This window comes from Prevotella pectinovora (assembly GCF_000834015.1).
Classification (GTDB): Bacteria; Bacteroidota; Bacteroidia; order Bacteroidales; family Bacteroidaceae; genus Prevotella; species Prevotella pectinovora.
Genome location: NZ_JXQI01000060.1, coordinates 23,209 through 40,539 on the forward strand (window position 1 = coordinate 23,209; position 17,331 = coordinate 40,539).

Here is a 17,331-nt window from a genome sequence, read left to right on the forward strand (position 1 = left end):
ATTGTTTTATTACTGCTTGTATCCCCACCGGAAGCTGAGGACACACTCGCTAATATCACCGTAAAAAGTACTGAAAAGAGGAAAAACAAAAAAAATCATCAGACCATCTGGTTTTCACACGTAACAACCTGAGTCTCTGACTGTTAAGCATCTGAAATTGTCAGAAACCATCTGAATGGTTCAGTCAGCGGCATCTTCGACCGCCGAAAAATAAAAAAGGATGTACCAAACATCAAGTTCAGATACATCCTTAAGACTTGTAGCGGGACCCAGGATTGAACTGGGGACCTCATGATTATGAATCATGCGCTCTAACCAGCTGAGCTATCCCGCCATCATTTCTTTTTTGCGAGTGCAAAGGTAAGACTTTTTATTTAAACCACCAAAATATTTTCAAGAAAATCTTTCAATACAATGTTTTTTTGTATTTTTGCCCCAAAATAGAACATAAAACTGAAGATATGCCCCAATCGGACGCTACTAACTGTTGTCAAGGCATCAGAATCTACGACCGACGGGGTCAACACACTGGCACAGAATATCTATTTATCTATGGACGACATGAAAAGAATCTATCTGGAGTATGAACTCAACGCTACATCACCAAGTGCGGTATGGCCCATTATCAGCGAAGCTACCGGACTGGAACGATGGATGGCTGACGAGGTGGAGCGGGAAGACGACAAGCTGACATTCACATGGGGGACATCGTATATGAACAAAGACACGAAGACGGCAACCATAGTGAAGGAAAAGGCAGAGAAGTTCATCCGCTTCAAATGGGACGACGACACCAATCCCGACGCCTACTGCGAACTGAGGATTGAGGTTGGCGAGATTACCAACGACTGTATCCTGGCGATTACCGACTATGCCGACGACGGCGACACGGAAAGTCTGAAGGACATCTGGGACGAAAACGTGCAGATGCTTCACCAGAACACGGGAATCTGACACCCCAAACCACCTCCTGCAGAATCTATACTCCGCAGATACACATCTTTTATATTTACCTTTGTATACAATATACGAAGGTATATAGAATACGCACCGATATACTCCCGGAGCCCAAGAGGACTCCACCTCCTAAAAAACAACATTGGCAAGGACAACAAAAGTTCAGGAATTGGGCACGCTGCTTGCCCAACTGGGGCAACGTGCTTACCCATCATGGGCAACGTGCTTGCCCCTGTTGGGCAGATTTGCTGTCAGAATGATGCCCCAAAAGTGAATGTTGTAATACCCATATTCCTGTTTTCAGGATTCTGCCAACGCATGCAATTCCTGTAGTCTGAATTCCCCACATCTGACAAGTCCTTTCATCTGACAATTACTCACACCTGACAATTTTTTTCATCAGCAAACCATCCAGACAATTGGCTGACAATTGCAAGACAGTCAACCGTCTGTTTATCAGAAGACTACAACAAAAAACCAGACAATCTGACAGTTTTTGAGCAATTCTCGTTTTTACTAAGAATCAGCGACATTGGCAGCTTTTACTCATATCGATCACCTTCCGCCAACGGGTAAAAAAACGCAAACAGTAATAAAAAGACGGTTTAATTACCATTCGGAATTAAACATTCCACAAGTCTGTGCGTCCTATAAACAGAAAGCCGACAAACAATACGGCAGACAAGCATCATATAGTTTATAACAACAAAACATCACTACAGGCAACAAGGCAAAATGAATATCGACAACAACGAAATAACGAGGACCATAACCCAAGACAAGGAAAAGGGGTTCCGACTGCTGATGGCGAAATTCAGTGAGCCGCTATACTGGCACATCCGCCGTCTGGTGGTGAGTCATGATGATGCACAGGACGTCGAACAGGAGACGTTTATCAAAGCATACCGTTCCATCGACAGACTCGACAACAAGGATGCCCTGACGGCATGGATATACCGCATCGCCACGCGTCAGGCACTGACATTGTTGGAACAGAACAAGAAGACAACACTGATGAGCGAAGCGCTCGGCGAACAGGATGCCATGGCAGATATGACTGCCGACAGCTACGTTGACTTCTCCGACCTCGAAGCCGTAAGGCTGCAAAAGGCGATACTCTCGCTGCCACGCAAGCAGCAGCTGGCATTCAACCTGAGATACTACGACGAGATGGACTACGACCAGATAGCCCAAGTGGCGGAGACTACTGCCACGACGGCGAGAGTGAACTACCATCTGGCTAAGGAAAAGATAAAAAGATATATGCAACAAGAACTCTAAAAGGAATTTGAGATATGGAAAAGAACTTTGATTTCAAGACCGTAGGAAAGAGAATGCCCTACGTCATGCCGGAAGGATTCCTTACGGATATGGAAAACAGGGTGATGGAGAGCTTGGAGGCGAAGACCGCCTCAAGAGGCAAGTGCCGCATCTACAATCTGTTCCGCAGCATGGTGGCAGCGGCAGCAGTGGCAACACTCTTCATAGTATGCCACAGCGCACTACAGCCCAGAAACATGAATGTATATTCTGATCTGGACCAGGCGTTCGACAATCTGAGCTACGATGACCAACAGCTCATGATCGACGCCTACGACAACGACGTATTCCTGTCGGACACATATAATTCAAACCTATAGATAGCGCTATAACATAAAAAATAACAAACCGAAGTTCCGGATGTCCACGAATGTTGCCGGCAGACGAATCGACAAATGACAAGAAGGAACTTCAAAATCTAAAAGAAAGGAAAAAAATATGAAGACAACAAGAACGATAATCCTGACGCTGATGCTGGTGTTCACAGCCTTCGGCACACAGGCACAGAATGCAAAGCAGCGTATGTCGAGAGAGCAGATGGCGGAAACGCAGGCCAAGCACATCGCTGCCGACCTGAACCTCACGGGCAAGACCTACGACCGCTTTGTGGAGACATACGAGAACTACAAGAAGGAGTTATGGCAGACCGTACCCAAGTGCCGCAAGAAGAACAGCCGCAACAGCGAGACTGAAGAGCAGGCTGCCGAGAAAATGCGCAAGCGCTTCGAGAGAAGCCAGAAGGTGCTCGACATCAGGAACAAATACTATCAGGAGTTCAGCAAATTCCTCACTCAGAAGCAGATAGAGCAGATGTATGAGAAGGAGCGCAAGATGATGAAGAGACTGAGCGAGCGCCGCAGGGCAAACCACGGCAAAAGGAGATGACAGCAAGTTTACAACGGCCTAATGACCGTTTGGGGGTGAACGGCCTAATGACCGTCTTCGGGTTAAAATAAAGCAATAAGAACAAGCGATTTTATATAGAATAAGTGTTGGTTTTTTTCTGGAGGTTGGCATCCGTGAGGATGTCAGTCTCTCGTTTTTTTTCATCGGTCATCAGAACTTGTGCGGACTTCGTCGGGGAGCTTATTTCTTCTTCCTTACAAACCGCAGACACTCGTTGAGAATCTCCACCTTTGCTATCTTCATTATGGCGAGATAGAGAAGCGAGGCGATGACGATGCGGGAGAGAAGGAGAAGGGCAAGGTTTGGAATGGCACGTGTGGCGAAATGGGTCACCGCCATCACCGCTGCTGCCGAAAGCATGAAGGGCATGGTGTCGGCAAGTACTTCAGCGATGCGGATGCCGATAAGGCGATGCGCCTGCCACTGCCACACGGCAAGCCACAACACGGTGAAGATGGTGTATGCCACCACCATGACATATATGCCATAGCTGCAAGTGAGCAGTATCAGCAATATCTGCATCACAATCTGTGCGATATTGCACCACATGTATATGTCTGACCGTCCGCCACTGATGGCGAGCTGCTGGTACATGGTGTTGAACGAGAAGAAGGCACCACCCACACAGAGCACCTGGAGCAACGGAATGCAGTCGGTCCATTTCTCCCCTATCGTGAGCAATATGAACTCATTGGAGACGAGCGACAGTCCGAACATGGCAGGGAAAGACAGGAACGCCGTGAAGCGCATCAGCTTGCGGAACACCCGTTTCTCCCTCTCGCTGTCGTCGGCAATCTGCGCCAGCACGGGCTGTGCCACCTGGTCTATGGTGCCGGATATCGTGCTGTATGCCATGGTGTTCCATTTGTTTGCCTGGGTGAAGTTTCCCACTGCCGCCATCGGGAACTTATGTCCGATGATGAAGGTGAGGACATTGCCGTTGATGGTGTTTACGATAGAGGTGATGAGAATCTTGACGCTGAACGAGAACATCCGCCTTATCGGACTGAAGTCGATATGGAATGTGGGGTGCCATTTGCGGAAGGTGTAGTAGTAGCGGCAGATGTTCTGTATGAAGACGAAGAGCACCGACTGCCATGCGAGGCTCCAGTATGCCATGCCATTGCATGCCATCACCACTCCGCAGATGCCTGAGAGGGAGAGGGCGATGAGTCCTGTCATGGTGCGCTCCTTTGCCATGATGTTCTTGAACATATAGGCGTGGTGGGCGATGCCGAACGACGACAGGAAGAAGGCGAGAAACACGAAGCGCGACAGCTTGGTGAGCACCGGTGAATGGAAATACCAGGCGATGAGGGGCGCCGAGAAGAAGAGGATGACGTAGAGGATGGCACTGGCGATGATATTGAACCAGAACACGGCATTGTAGTCGTTTGCCGTTGGATTTTTGATATTCGTGAGCCCCTGGGTGAAACCGCTGCTCTGCAGATTGCCGGCAATGAGAGTGAAGATGGTGAGCACGCCCACCACGCCGTAGTCGCCAGGCGAGAGCTGCTTGGCAAGCACGATGCCGAACACGAGGTTAAGCATCTGTATCGTACCACTGTTCACCGCTCCCCAAAAGAGCCCCTTGGCTGTCTTCTCCTTCAATGATTCCGTCATCGTTTCGCTGTTTTTTTTCGTTTTTTCATAATGCGACCGCCACTAAAGTCTGCACGGGGTTTCGCATGTGGCGGTCTTAAGATTATGCAAAAATACAACTAAATGTTTTCTTTCCTTGTCTCTTTCGCTTTTTTTTAACTACCTTTGTAAATGGTATGGACATAAAAGATATAAAAAAAGAGTGGAACGCCAAGATTCTGGATATTCTGAAGGCGTTGACACGCATCTGCGAGGATCACGGACTTACCTTCTACTGCTGTGCAGGAACGGCAATCGGTGCGGTGAGACATCATGGCATCATCCCATGGGACGACGACATCGACGTGATAATGCCGCGCCCCGACTACGACCGTCTGCTGGAGATAGCCAAGAAGGAGGATTTCGGGAAGTATGAACTTGTGACGCCCTACGACAATGAGGCGTACCCTCTGTATTTCTCAAAGTTGTCTGACAAGACGACAACTCTCGTGGAGGAGCGCGAGCGCCCGTGTGTCATCGGTCTGTTCGTGGACATCTTCCCCCTCGACGCCACCGACGATGACATAGACAAGGCGCACAGGCTGAAAGACAGATACACGAAGATCATCAACCGTCTCAATGCCATATCCACACGCAACACCTTCGGCGAATACATGCAGCTGCTGACAAGCACTAAAACGTGGGGACGCTTCGCCATAAAGACTCTGGCATTCTTCTGCCGGTCGGCGATCCGCCGCAGACTGATACGACAGATGGACGGGATGAGCCATCTCTACGACTATGAGAAGGCGAAGAACGTGCAGGTGTATACCGGGTCTTACGGCTACCGCGAGGTGTTCCCCAAGGAATGGCTCGGCAAGGGAAAGACGTTCCCCTTTGAAGACACCACAGTATTGCTGCCCGAGAGATACGACGAATATCTGCGGCATTTCTTCGGCGACTACATGCAGCTGCCGCCAGTGGAGCAGCGGATAGAGAAGCACAACAGGGCTTATCTGAACATGAACGCCAGAGAACCGATAGAGGAAGTGAAGAAAAAGCTGGGATAAACGATCTCATCGAGACAACAATCCTCTTCGAGACAAAAATTCCATAACAATAAAGACAAGAATAAATACAGATACTATGAACTATGCACTCATAATAGCCGGTGGTTCCGGCAACAGAATGGGACAAGACATCCCAAAGCAATTCATGCACGTGGACAACTGTCCGATAATCATCCACACGCTGCTCGCCTTCCAGCGTCATCCCGACATCGACGGCATCGCCGTGGTGTGTCTCGACGGATGGCAGACGGTATTGCAGTCGTATGCCAACCAGTTCTCGGTGACTAAGCTGAAATGGATTTTCATGGGCGGAGACAACGGACAGCATTCGATACGCAACGGTGTGTATGGACTGAAGGAGAACGGTGTGAATGATGATGACCTCGTGTTGGTCCACGATGCCGTGAGACCTCTGCTGTCGCAGGACATCATATCATCCAACATCGCCACATGCAAGAAATACGGATATGCCATAACGGGAATAAAATGCCGCGAGGCGATACTTGAGAGCGAGGACGGATTCAGTACACGCACCAGCATTCCGCGCGACAAGCTGATACGCACGCAGACGCCACAGACTTTCAGACTGAAGAACCTCGTGGCTGCCCATGAGGAGGCTAAGGAGAAGGGCATCACCAACTCCGTGGCTTCTTGTACGCTGATGGCGGAACTGGGCGGCAGGGAGATGCATATCGTGCCGGGATCGGAGAAGAACATCAAGGTGACGACTGTGGAGGATCTGGAAATTCTGAAGGCTCTCATGCATGTGCACAAGGAGTCTTGGCTGAAATAACGACATCTATCATGACAGAATACAGAAAGGACATTATCAACGCCGCTGCCGCTGCGCTGCCCTGGGAGAAACTGGAAGACAGGAACATTCTCGTGACGGGGGCCACGGGCCTCATCGGGGGGTGTCTTGTTGAAATACTGATGGCTCACCGGGAGCGCTCATACCATGTATTTGCCGCCGGACGCGACGAGAAGAGGGCGCATGCACGCTTTGCCCGCTACTGGCAAGACGAGCGGTTCCACTTCATAAAATTCGATGTCAGCGAACCGCTTGCCGGTGACGCTGTGTTCCACTATATCATCCACGCCGCGAGCAACGCCAGTCCGGTGTTCTTCGCCAAGAGTCCGGTGGAGATAATAAAGTCTAATGTCTATGGCACCGCTAATCTGATAGACTACGGCAGGAACCACGGCATGGAGAGATTCCTTTATGTCTCGTCGGGCGAAATCTACGGACAGGGCACCGGCGAAAAGGCGTTTACCGAGACAGACAGCGGATATGTGGACTGTGCCACGCCGAGGGCTTGTTACCCGTCGTCGAAGCGTGCGGCAGAGACTCTCTGTGTGGCGTATGCCGAGGAGTATGGTGTGGATGCGGTGATAGTGAGACCGTCGCACACCTACGGTCCGCATTTCACAGGCAGCGACAACCGTGTATTCTGTCAGTTCATCCGCAACGTGCTGCGCGGTGAGGACATAGTGATGAAGAGCGACGGCAGTCAGATGCGGTCGTGGTGTTATGTGGCTGACTGTGCCCTGGCGATGCTATACGTGCTACTAAATGGCGAACGGGGAAATGCCTACAACATCGCCGACACATCATCGGTGTTCTCCATCAGGGAAATGGCAGAGACGCTGGCGCATCAGGCTGGCAGGAAGGTGGTGTTCGCCATCCCTGAAGATGCCGAGAAGAAAGTTTTCACGAAGATTTCCTATGCAGTGTTTGCCACCGACAAGCTGGAGGCTTTGGGATGGAAACCCCTTGCCGGCAACTGGCAGCAGAAGCTGAAGACGACGATACGGGAGGAAATGGATAAGACCGATTTGGGTTAAACGACTACCCAAGATAAAGCTTCTCATATTTCCGCTGCATCTGTTCCACGCCGAAGCGGACTGCAACGAACTGGCGGGCTTGCTGCGACAGCATCGTGCGGTCGGCATTGGGGATAACACTGCGGAAGATATGGAAATATTGTTCGTGGCTGTTGTCGTGGCCCACGAGAGGCCAGTCTTTGGGGACGGTCTCATTGAGTCCCTTGCAGCCGCTGCATACCACCGGCAGACCGGCAAACGCCGCTTCTACCGACATCAGCGGAAGGCCTTCGAATTCGGAAGGCATAAACATATAATCAAAGGAGGCGAGATAGCCAGAGATGCCATACAGGGGCGGACGGACGGTGACGTTTGGCAGTCCGCCGAGCTCTCTGTCCACCATTTCCTGTAGTCTGCCACCGCCGATGACATGGAAATGATACTGCGGCATATCCTGCAGACCTTTTATCACGGCAACGAGATGCACGATGCCCTTCTGGTCATCAAACCGTCCGGCAAAGAGGATGTTCGTCTTTCCGGCTTTCAACCCGTCATACGCTTTTTGTTCCACCTCCGGCACACCATTGTATATTATCGGCGGCTGACTGCCGTATTCCCTCGTATAGCAATCGAGCACCGACTGCGAGATGGCGACATTGGCATCATGGCGCTGATAGAAGCGCTCCACCTTTCTGCCAAACCTTTTCAGTCCGGTCCAGAGACAGGTGTTATGGATGGTGCGCACGAGCTTTACGCGACGCAGCATCCATGGGAAGACTCGCGAGATTGCCCACACGCACATATCCGGCACTTCGGTATGGGCATGCACGACATCGGGTCTGTATCTGAGCCAGAGCAGCAGAAAGCGAAAAGGAAAGAGCATGGCGGCGATACGCTCGGCGATGAAATGAAAATGGAAAGCGGGCATGACAGACCGGTGACAGATAACGCCGACAGACTGCAGTTCATCGAGGAACCCACGGGTGAATGAGGAATCGCCACGCAACACCTCCACCACATGATATTCAAAGTCGTCGTTTCCTGACTTGGCGATGTTGGCGGCAACCCGTTCCGCACCGCCAAGGTCGAATTTGGATATTATATGGAATACTCTTTTCATGATATTTCCCTTTTTCTTTAGTTATGCATATATGCCAGGGCATGCCTGATTACATACGCCATACTATAACATATTGCAAAAATACGGCATTTTTCCCACTAATCAATGAAGGCATGTGAAAATATTGGTAAGTGACGGTAAAATAACTAAAGCGCTGCCCCGCAACAATATGCAAAGGCAGCGCTACATGAAAAGGTATTACTATTGAGAAGTCATCAACACTCTTTTCCGCCCAGGAACACACGCTCTACGATAGGTGTGGTGTAGGCGTATGGCACGAAGCTGACCGACGGTATAGGACGGGTGATGAAGAAGTTCGCCACCTTGCCCTTGGCAATGGAACCATACTGCTGGCTTTCGCCCATGGCGCAAGCACCGTTGAGCGTTGCGGCATTGATAGCTTCCTCAGGCAGGAGCCTCAACTTGATGCATGCCAACGACACCACGAACTTCATGTCGCCCGACGGTGTGGAACCGGGGTTATAATCACTCGCCACGGCAACCGGGAGTCCGGCGTCTACCATCTGGCGCGCCTTGCCATAAGGCAGGTTGAGGAAGAACGATGTGCCTGGCAGCACGGTAGGCATGGTAACGGTGTCTCTGAGAATCTCTATCTCCTCCACTGTCATGCTTTCGAGATGGTCTACAGAGAGTGCGCCATGGGCCACACCCACCTCTACTCCACCCGACGATGCCAGTTCATCGGCATGAATCTTCGGTTTCATACCCCATTTGTCGGCAGCCTCCAGGATGCGTGCCGTCTCTGCAGGAGTGAAGAATCCTTCATCGCAGAACACGTCAACGAAATCGGCAAGTTTCTCCTTGCCCACCTCCGGTATCATCTCGTTGACCACCAGGTCAACATAGTCAGGCTGCGTCATTCCCCTGCCCACAGCATGGGCGCCGAGGAAGGTGGACTTCACGCGCAGCGGTGAATTCTCCTTTATTCTCTTTATCACGTGGAGCATCTTCAGCTCGTCGGCGGTGTTGAGTCCGTAGCCGCTCTTTATCTCCACACAGCCGGTTCCCTTGCGCATCACTTCTTCCATGCGCACCATGGCCTGCCGGTAAAGCTCGTCTTCAGAAAGCGTATGCAGCAAGTCGGCGGAATTGAGGATACCGCCTCCGCGCTTGGCAATCTCAGCATAGCTGAGACCGCGGATCTTGTCAACGAATTCCGCCTCACGGCTTCCGGCAAAAACGATATGGGTATGCGAGTCGCACCATGATGGCAACACCGCACCTCCCTCAGCATCCACATGCTCGTCGGCTGCTATTCCCTCTGCCGGCATCTCAGCTCTCGTGCCCCATGCCGCAAAGCGCCCGTCCTCAACGAGGAGCCATGCGTCATTCAATATGCCGAGGCTCTGCATCTCTTTGCCACAGAGCCTCTGCTTGCCATGAGAATCGATGCCAGCGAGAATCCCGATGTTTTCTATCAATACTCTCATCTGTCAGTCGGATATGTGGTATGGATTATTTTCTAAGAAACTCTATAGAGTGCTGTATGTGGGGATACATCACCTCGTCGTTCACGATGAACGGAACCACCTTGCGATAGTCCTCGAACAGTTTCTCCACTGCAGGAGAAGACTTCAACGGACGACGGAACTCCAATGCCTGTGCTGCATTGAAGAGTTCTATTGCGAGCACGCGCTCCACATTGAGCACCACCTTATAGAGCTTGATGGCAGCGTTGGCTCCCATGCTCACATGGTCTTCCTGTCCCTGGCTTGAAGGTATGCTGTCTACAGACGCCGGTGTGCAGAGGCTCTTGTTCAAGCTTACTACTGAAGCGGCGGTATACTGGGTGATCATGAATCCGCTGTTCACGCCAGGTGTGGCAACGAGGAAGCTTGGCAGGTCTCTTGTGCCTGACACGAGCTTGTATGTTCTGCGCTCGGAGATATTGGCGAGCTCGCTCATTCCGATAGCGAGGAAGTCCATTGGCAATGCTATAGGCTCGCCATGGAAGTTGCCGGCAGAGATGATGAGGTCTTCATCTGGACAAACGGTAGGATTGTCGGTTGCTGAGTTTATCTCGGTGTCGATAACAGACTTCACGTATGCGAGTGTGTCCTTGGCAGCTCCATGCACCTGTGGGATGCATCTGAAAGAGTATGGGTCCTGGACATAAGGTTTCGGTCTGGCTGCTATCTCGCTGCCCTGAAGCAGTTCGAGCATTCTTGCTGCGGTGTCGAGCTGTCCCTTGTGAGGACGCACCACATGAACGGCCTTGGTGAATGGAGAGAGCAGTCCGTAGTAAGCGTCGAGAGACATTGCGGCAATCCTGTCTGCCCAGTCGCTCAACCGCTCGCTCTGAAGCAGAGACCAAACGGCGAAAGCACTCATGTTCTGAGTACCGTTGAGCAGAGCGAGACCCTCTTTAGAACCCAACTGTATAGGCTGCCAGTTCATCTCCTTCAGTACTTCAGCACCTGTCATCACCTTGCCTTTATATTCCACTTCGCCGAGTCCGACGAGAGGCAATGTGAGGTGTGCCAGCGGCACGAGGTCGCCGGAAGCTCCGAGCGAGCCCTGCATATATACTATAGGATAGATGTCGTTGTTGAAGAAGTCGACGAGGCGCTCCACGGTGTCGAGCTTCGAACCTGAATATCCGTAGCTCAGCGACTGTATCTTGAGCAGCAGCATAATCTTCACGATTTCGTTTGGCACACGGTCGCCGACACCGCAGGCATGCGACATCATGAGGTTGATCTGCAGCTGTGCCAGTTGGTCGGCGCCAACGGATACGTTACAAAGAGAACCGAATCCTGTGGTCACTCCATAAACGGGAGCTGTGGTCTCGGCAATCTTCCTGTCGAGGTATTCTCTACATTTGATTATGCGCCGACGTGCGTCGTCGCTAAGTTCGAGTTTGTAACCTTTCTCAATGATTTCGCCGATACGCTCAATCGTAAGATGTTCTGCTGAAATTTTGTGTATCATAGTAGTGTATGATTAATTTTAAAAATCGGAAAAGCCCTGAGGACCCAAAAGACCTATGAATATAATACGCCTCCGTTGAGGCTAACAGAGTTCACTCAGGACTTTCCGACTATATTGTGTATTATAAAATGTTATTGATTATCTCGTCGTCAACGATGCTCGGCATCGTAACCTGCAGACCTGGAGTGCGCAGCATCTCGCGCTCGATGCTCGTCATCGAACCAGAGTTGCGTGCCCAGCTTCGGCGGGCGATACCGTTGTTCACATCCCACAGGAGCATCTCGCGAATATGACGGTCTGAGTCGGCATCACCGTTGATCACCATACCGAAGCCACCGTTGATGACCTCTCCCCAGCCTACTCCGCCGCCGTTGTGGATAGACACCCATGTAGCACCGCGGAATGAGTCGCCGATGACATTCTGTACCGCCATGTCGGCACAGAACTGCGAACCGTCATAGATATTGCTTGTCTCACGGAATGGAGAGTCGGTACCCGACACGTCGTGATGGTCTCTGCCCAACACTACAGGCTTTGAAATCTCGCCCTTCTTTATCGCCTCGTTGAAGGCGAGGGCTATCTTGGTGCGTCCCTCGCAGTCGGCATAGAGAATACGTGCCTGGGAACCCACAACGAGGTGGTTCTTACCGGCCTCCTTGATCCAGTGGATATTGTCGTCCATCTGTCCCTGTATCTCCTCTGGCGCCTCTGCCTTGATCTGCTCCATCACTTCGGCAGCGATGCGGTCTGTTGTGGCGAGGTCTTTCGGATCGCCGGATGTACAAACCCAGCGGAAAGGTCCGAAACCATAATCGAAGAACATCGGTCCCATTATGTCCTGCACGTAAGACGGATAGCGGAACTTTCCGTCGGGCATCACGATATCGGCTCCGGCACGCTTGGCCTGCAGCAGGAAGGCATTGCCGTAGTCGAAGAAGTACATGCCCCTTGCGGTGAGCTTGTTGATGGCTGCCACCTGACGGCGCAGCGACTCCTGCACGAGGTCGCGGAATTTTTCCGGTTCCTCTGCCATCAGCCGTTTCGACTCCTCAAGCGATACGCCTACCGGATAGTAGCCGCCTGCCCATGGGTTGTGGAGCGATGTCTGGTCGGAACCCAGATCCACATGCATATTCTCGTCAGCGAGGCGTTCCCACAGGTCAACGACGTTGCCCACATAAGCCATGCTCACCGTGCGTTTCTCTTCCATCGCCTTGCGAACGGCAGGAATCAGTTCGTCGAGACTGTAGTGCAGCTCGTCTACCCATCCCTGTGCATGACGTTTCTCGGCAGCCAGCGGATTGATTTCAGCAACGATGCTCACCACTCCGGCAATGTTGCCTGCCTTTGGCTGAGCTCCCGACATGCCTCCGAGACCAGAGGATACGAAGAGCATTCCGTGGATGTCAGTAGGACCGCCAGGTTTCTTCATCTGCTTGCGGGCAGCGTTGAGCACGGTGATGGTAGTGCCGTGTACGATTCCCTGCGGACCGATATACATATATGATCCGGCGGTCATCTGTCCATACTGGCTCACTCCGAGTGCGTTCATGCGCTCCCAGTCGTCTGGCTTGGAGTAGTTTGGAATCACCATACCGTTTGTCACCACTACACGTGGCGCATTCTTGTGAGACGGGAAGAGACCGAGCGGATGACCGGAATACATCACGAGCGTCTGCTCGTCTGTCATCTCGCTGAGGTATTTCATCACGAGTCGATACTGTGCCCAGTTCTGGAACACGGCACCATTGCCTCCGTATGTTATCAGTTCGTGAGGATGCTGTGCCACTGCCGGGTCAAGGTTGTTCTGAATCATCAGCATGATGGCGGCTGCCTGCTCAGAGCGGTGTGGATAGTCGCTTATCGAACGGGCATACATCTCGTAGTCAGGACGGTAGCGATACATGTATATTCTACCGTATTCGTGAAGTTCTTCGAGGAACTCAGGTGCGAGTTTCGCGTGAAGATGTTTCGGGAAATAGCGCAACGCATTGCGCAGGGCGAGTTTCTTCTCTTCGTCGGTGAGAATCTCCTTGCGCTTGGGCGCATGGTTTATCTCTTTATCGTATGCCTTCGGTTCCGGCAGAGTGTCGGGGATTCCGATGCGTATCTCCTCTTGGAATTGTTCTTTTGTCATAGTTGCTTCGATTTAGACATTTTTATATGATATATGACCGAAAAAGGTGAGGGAGAAAAACGTAATTTCTTCACCCTCACCTTTCGTCATTTTATTTTCTTATCATCTCTTCGACAGTCTGCGTGATTTCCTTCTCCTCAGCATTTGCCTTCTCCACGAGAGCGTCGGCCTCGGCGATGAGCGCTTCTGCCTTCTCACGGTCTTTCAGCGATGCTGCGTTGATCTTCACGTTCATGCCTGCTCCGATTACGGCAGCTCTTGCTGCGAGCGCACCCACTCCTGCATCCGACACGCTGTTAGGATTTCCTGTGGTCACCATCTGGCGGCATACCTCAAACACCTTGTATGATGTCTTCATAGTCTCCAGCGGCACCTCCGTGGCGAAGAGCGTTGCTGCCTGTATGGCATCAGTGCGCAACTGTTTCTCCTCATCGGTGTTCTTAGGCATTCCGAAGGCAGCCATGATGCGGTTGAACGCCTCGGTGTCTTCGTCAACGAGATGCAGAAGCTCTTCCTGCAGCTCCATGCCGCGCTCCGCCCATTGGGCGAACTCGCTCCAACGCTCGTCCCATCCCGGTTTGTGGCTTGAGAGGTTTGCCACCATAGTGGCGAGCGAAGCTCCCAGTGCTCCCATATATGCAGACACGGAACCGCCTCCAGGAGCCGGGCTCTCGCGGCTTGTCTCCTCGGCAAATCCCTTCACCGTGAGGCCTACGAGCTTGTTGCCGCCCTTCTCGCCTGCTGCGAGCAGGTATTCTATAACCTTCTCCTCGGGGTTGAACGGACGCAGGTCTTCGAGTCCCATTGACTTGATGGCAATCTTCAGTATGTCTTCCTTAGGAATACCTGCCGAGCGCTGCTGCTTGGCGAGGAAATACTTGCCGGCGTCGAGGAGCGCACACTCTGGGATGAGTCCTACGATCTCCGTTCCGGTAACGCGCAGTCCGCGGTTCTGGGCACAGCGGCACACCTCGTCGAAGGCTTTGTGCAGCGGTGTCTCGTTGATATTGGTGATGTTCATTGACACCTGGGCGATGCCGTATTCGTCGATGAACCATCCGATTGCCTTTGTTCCCTTGAGCGTACCCGGCTGCATCACGACCTTTCCGTTCTCGTCGAGCTTCTTCTTTCCGGTGATAGGATTGCCCTCACGAACCGGGCGGCCCTTCTCTCTGACGTCGAACGCGATGGCGTTGGCGCGGCGTGTAGAAGTGGAGTTGAGGTTGAAGTTCACGGCGATGAGGAAGTCGCGGGCTCCCACTACCGTGCAACCGGTGCGTGCCACCTTCTCGTCGTATGGCCTTGCACCGAAGTCAGGCTTCTCGTTCTCGTCCATAATGCGCTCAGCGATACCCTCATACTCACCTCTGCGCACAACGGCAAGGTTGCGGCGCTTTGGTGTACGGGCTGCTGCCTCATAGCAATATGTAGGAATCTGCAGTTCGTCGGCGATGCGCTCAGCGAGTTTCTGTGCCAGTTCGGCGCATTCTTCGAGTGTGATGCCGCTTACAGGTACGATTGGCAACACATCGGTAGCACCGATACGTGGGTGTGCTCCGTGATGCTTGCGCATATCGATGAGTTCGCCTGCCTTTGCCACAGCACGGAAAGCTGCGTCTACAACGGCCTCCGGCTCTCCTACGAAGGTTACAACCGTACGGTTGGTGGCTTCGCCCGGATCCACGTCGAGGAGCTTTACTCCCGATGTCTTTTCAATCTCACTGGTTATCTGCTTGATAACGTTCATGTCGCGACCCTCGCTGAAATTGGGCACGCACTCAACAATCTGCTTTTTCTTTGCCATTGCTATGTTTTTTATAGTATCGTTATTTTGTTAGTCAAATTACTTTCCTTGCGGATGTTTTCCAATAGATGTTGCAAATCTACATAAAAAAATTTAATGTTGTAAGGATAAATCAAAAAAAGTTGGATATATTTATCCTTCTTTCATAACTCTTCATTAGATTTGCAGAAAGAAAACGAAAATTAAGCATCTTGATGTAACAATAGGCGCATCATCTATATTATATAAGGTTATACATAAATTAAGGTAGGAATATGAATCCCGTCACTCAAACCATAATATTGTCGGCATCCACACTGAGGATGCTGCCGCACATAGCCATTTATCTGCTCCACCGGAAGGATATCGATGCCGACCTGACCCAGGTGCAGGACCGCCGGGCTGGGGTATTGAACTTCATCAAGGCGTGTACCAGGGAGCGCACGTTCAGGAATCTATTCTACTATCGCATCGGGGAATACCTTTCGGCTCCCATACGCTGGATGCTGCCTGGAGAGAGGACTCTGAACATCTGGTGTCCGAGCATCGGCAAGGGAGCGCATCTGGAGCATGCCTATGCCACGTATCTGAATGCCGAGGGGATAGGCGAACGGTTCTATTGCCTGCAGATGGTGACGCTGGGTAATGGCAAAGACGGTCGCCCCACGCTTGGCGACGATGTGGAAATATATACCGGCGCCACGGTGTTCGGAGGCGTGAGGATTGGCAACAACGTGACGATAGGTGCCGGAGCGGTGGTGTTCACCGATGTGCCGGACAACTGCACGGCAGTGGGAAACCCGGCAAGGATCATCCCCAAACGGCGGGGTTAAACTCTAACCGCCAACAGTCAGTAGAAATCTCAACCCAATTCACCTCAAATGCCATACTGCCATACAGACAATCCTGCAATATGGCATTCCTGCAAATTACAGTTAAATATTCATAAAAATAAAATCCTAACGAGTCTTGTATTATAAATATAAAGGAAAAATTCATACCTTTGCAATCCGATTATTAAACGGGGAAAGACTTAGAACCCCACGAACGTAGTGTTAATAGTTGTACTTTTGGCCGAGTGCGACGGTTAGTGAATCGACGTTCAAACGGTTTTCATAAACCTCTAACCTTATATTATAAATAGGACAGACGGAATATGAAAAGCGTGAAGAAAGTAATAAAAAAAACGTTTTTTAGTAGTAAAATTAAAACATCAGAATGAACACTTTAAGTTACAAGACTATTTCCGCAAACAAGGAAACAGTCAACAAAGAGTGGGTTGTTATCGACGCCACAGACCAGGTAGTAGGTCGTCTTTGCTCTAAGGTGGCAAAATTGTTGCGCGGTAAGTACAAGCCAAACTTCACTCCTCACGTAGATTGCGGAGACAACGTAATCATCATCAACGCCAGCAAGGCATATTTCACTGGCAAGAAGGAGACCGACAAGGTCTACACACGTTATACTGGCTATCCAGGCGGACAGCGCTTCAACACTCCAGCCGAGCTTCGCACTCGCAAGGGCGGTGTTGACAAGATTATCCGTCATGCTGTGAAGGGTATGCTTCCAAAGGGTCCTCTCGGACGCCACATCATGGACAACCTTTATGTATATGAGGGAACAGAGCACAACCACGAGGCTCAGAAACCTAAAGCAATCGATATTAACCAGTATAAATAAT

15 protein-coding genes and 1 tRNA gene are annotated in these 17,331 nt (G+C 51.3%); 9 read left to right on the forward strand and 7 right to left on the reverse strand.

Going from position 1 to position 17,331, the window contains the following annotated elements:
• Positions 1-260: 260 nt before the first annotated feature.
• A tRNA-Met gene (locus ST42_RS07300) sits at positions 261-334 on the reverse strand.
• A 227-nt stretch (positions 335-561) separates the two neighbouring features.
• Between ST42_RS07300 and ST42_RS07305 the strand changes: the two genes are divergently transcribed.
• The 4 genes from ST42_RS07305 to ST42_RS07320 all read left to right on the forward strand — a co-directional run bounded on the left by ST42_RS07305 (position 562) and on the right by ST42_RS07320 (position 3,162).
• The gene (locus tag ST42_RS07305; protein ID WP_156139327.1) at positions 562-954 is read left to right on the forward strand and encodes an START-like domain-containing protein; all 393 of its coding nucleotides are present in this window, start codon (positions 562-564) and stop codon (positions 952-954) included.
• A gap of 738 nt (positions 955-1,692) precedes the next feature.
• The gene (locus ST42_RS07310; RefSeq protein WP_044073021.1) at positions 1,693-2,238 is read left to right on the forward strand and encodes an RNA polymerase sigma factor; all 546 of its coding nucleotides are present in this window, start codon (positions 1,693-1,695) and stop codon (positions 2,236-2,238) included.
• A 14-nt stretch (positions 2,239-2,252) separates the two neighbouring features.
• Positions 2,253-2,597, forward strand: coding sequence for a hypothetical protein (locus tag ST42_RS07315; RefSeq protein WP_044073022.1), 345 nt, complete (start codon positions 2,253-2,255; stop codon positions 2,595-2,597).
• Between the two features lie 118 nt (positions 2,598-2,715).
• On the forward strand, positions 2,716-3,162 hold the full coding sequence (locus tag ST42_RS07320; protein ID WP_044073023.1) for a hypothetical protein: 447 nt from the start codon (positions 2,716-2,718) through the stop codon (positions 3,160-3,162).
• A gap of 201 nt (positions 3,163-3,363) precedes the next feature.
• On the opposite strand, the gene ST42_RS07325 is transcribed toward ST42_RS07320, so the two are convergent.
• Positions 3,364-4,806: a lipopolysaccharide biosynthesis protein gene (locus ST42_RS07325; RefSeq protein ID WP_044073024.1), complete on the reverse strand. Its 1,443-nt coding sequence runs from the start codon at positions 4,804-4,806 to the stop codon at positions 3,364-3,366.
• Between the two features lie 155 nt (positions 4,807-4,961).
• On the opposite strand from ST42_RS07325, the gene ST42_RS07330 reads away from it, so the two are divergent.
• From ST42_RS07330 to ST42_RS07340, 3 genes are all read left to right on the forward strand, one after another.
• Positions 4,962-5,834, forward strand: a complete 873-nt coding sequence (locus ST42_RS07330) for a LicD family protein (RefSeq protein ID WP_022316615.1) — start codon at positions 4,962-4,964, stop codon at positions 5,832-5,834.
• Between the two features lie 76 nt (positions 5,835-5,910).
• On the forward strand, positions 5,911-6,627 hold the full coding sequence (locus ST42_RS07335; protein WP_022316616.1) for an IspD/TarI family cytidylyltransferase: 717 nt from the start codon (positions 5,911-5,913) through the stop codon (positions 6,625-6,627).
• Positions 6,628-6,638: 11 nt separating this feature from the next.
• Positions 6,639-7,679 (forward strand): NAD-dependent epimerase/dehydratase family protein, encoded by a 1,041-nt coding sequence (locus ST42_RS07340; protein ID WP_044073025.1) that lies wholly within the window; start codon positions 6,639-6,641, stop codon positions 7,677-7,679.
• Between the two features lie 4 nt (positions 7,680-7,683).
• On the opposite strand, the gene ST42_RS07345 is transcribed toward ST42_RS07340, so the two are convergent.
• From ST42_RS07345 to ftcD, 5 genes are all read right to left on the reverse strand, one after another.
• On the reverse strand, positions 7,684-8,778 hold the full coding sequence (locus ST42_RS07345) for a glycosyltransferase family 4 protein (RefSeq protein WP_044073026.1): 1,095 nt from the start codon (positions 8,776-8,778) through the stop codon (positions 7,684-7,686).
• A gap of 215 nt (positions 8,779-8,993) precedes the next feature.
• The gene (gene hutI / locus ST42_RS07350) at positions 8,994-10,229 is read right to left on the reverse strand and encodes an imidazolonepropionase (protein ID WP_042520158.1); all 1,236 of its coding nucleotides are present in this window, start codon (positions 10,227-10,229) and stop codon (positions 8,994-8,996) included.
• 25 nt (positions 10,230-10,254) lie between these two features.
• Positions 10,255-11,730, reverse strand: coding sequence for a histidine ammonia-lyase (gene hutH / locus ST42_RS07355; protein WP_022316620.1), 1,476 nt, complete (start codon positions 11,728-11,730; stop codon positions 10,255-10,257).
• Positions 11,731-11,851: 121 nt separating this feature from the next.
• Entirely contained in the window at positions 11,852-13,867 is a 2,016-nt protein-coding gene (locus tag ST42_RS07360) for a urocanate hydratase (RefSeq protein WP_044073027.1), read from the reverse strand.
• A gap of 91 nt (positions 13,868-13,958) precedes the next feature.
• Positions 13,959-15,671 carry a glutamate formimidoyltransferase gene (gene ftcD, locus ST42_RS07365; RefSeq protein WP_044073028.1) on the reverse strand — a complete coding sequence of 571 codons (1,713 nt, stop codon included), beginning with the start codon at positions 15,669-15,671 and terminating at the stop codon, positions 13,959-13,961.
• 254 nt (positions 15,672-15,925) lie between these two features.
• On the opposite strand from ftcD, the gene ST42_RS07370 reads away from it, so the two are divergent.
• Together ST42_RS07370 and rplM are read left to right on the forward strand one after the other, a co-directional pair.
• Positions 15,926-16,483 (forward strand): LbetaH domain-containing protein, encoded by a 558-nt coding sequence (locus ST42_RS07370; RefSeq protein WP_044073029.1) that lies wholly within the window; start codon positions 15,926-15,928, stop codon positions 16,481-16,483.
• A gap of 385 nt (positions 16,484-16,868) precedes the next feature.
• The gene (rplM, locus tag ST42_RS07375) at positions 16,869-17,330 is read left to right on the forward strand and encodes a 50S ribosomal protein L13 (protein WP_022316625.1); all 462 of its coding nucleotides are present in this window, start codon (positions 16,869-16,871) and stop codon (positions 17,328-17,330) included.
• The last annotated feature ends 1 nt before the right edge of the window (position 17,331 follow it).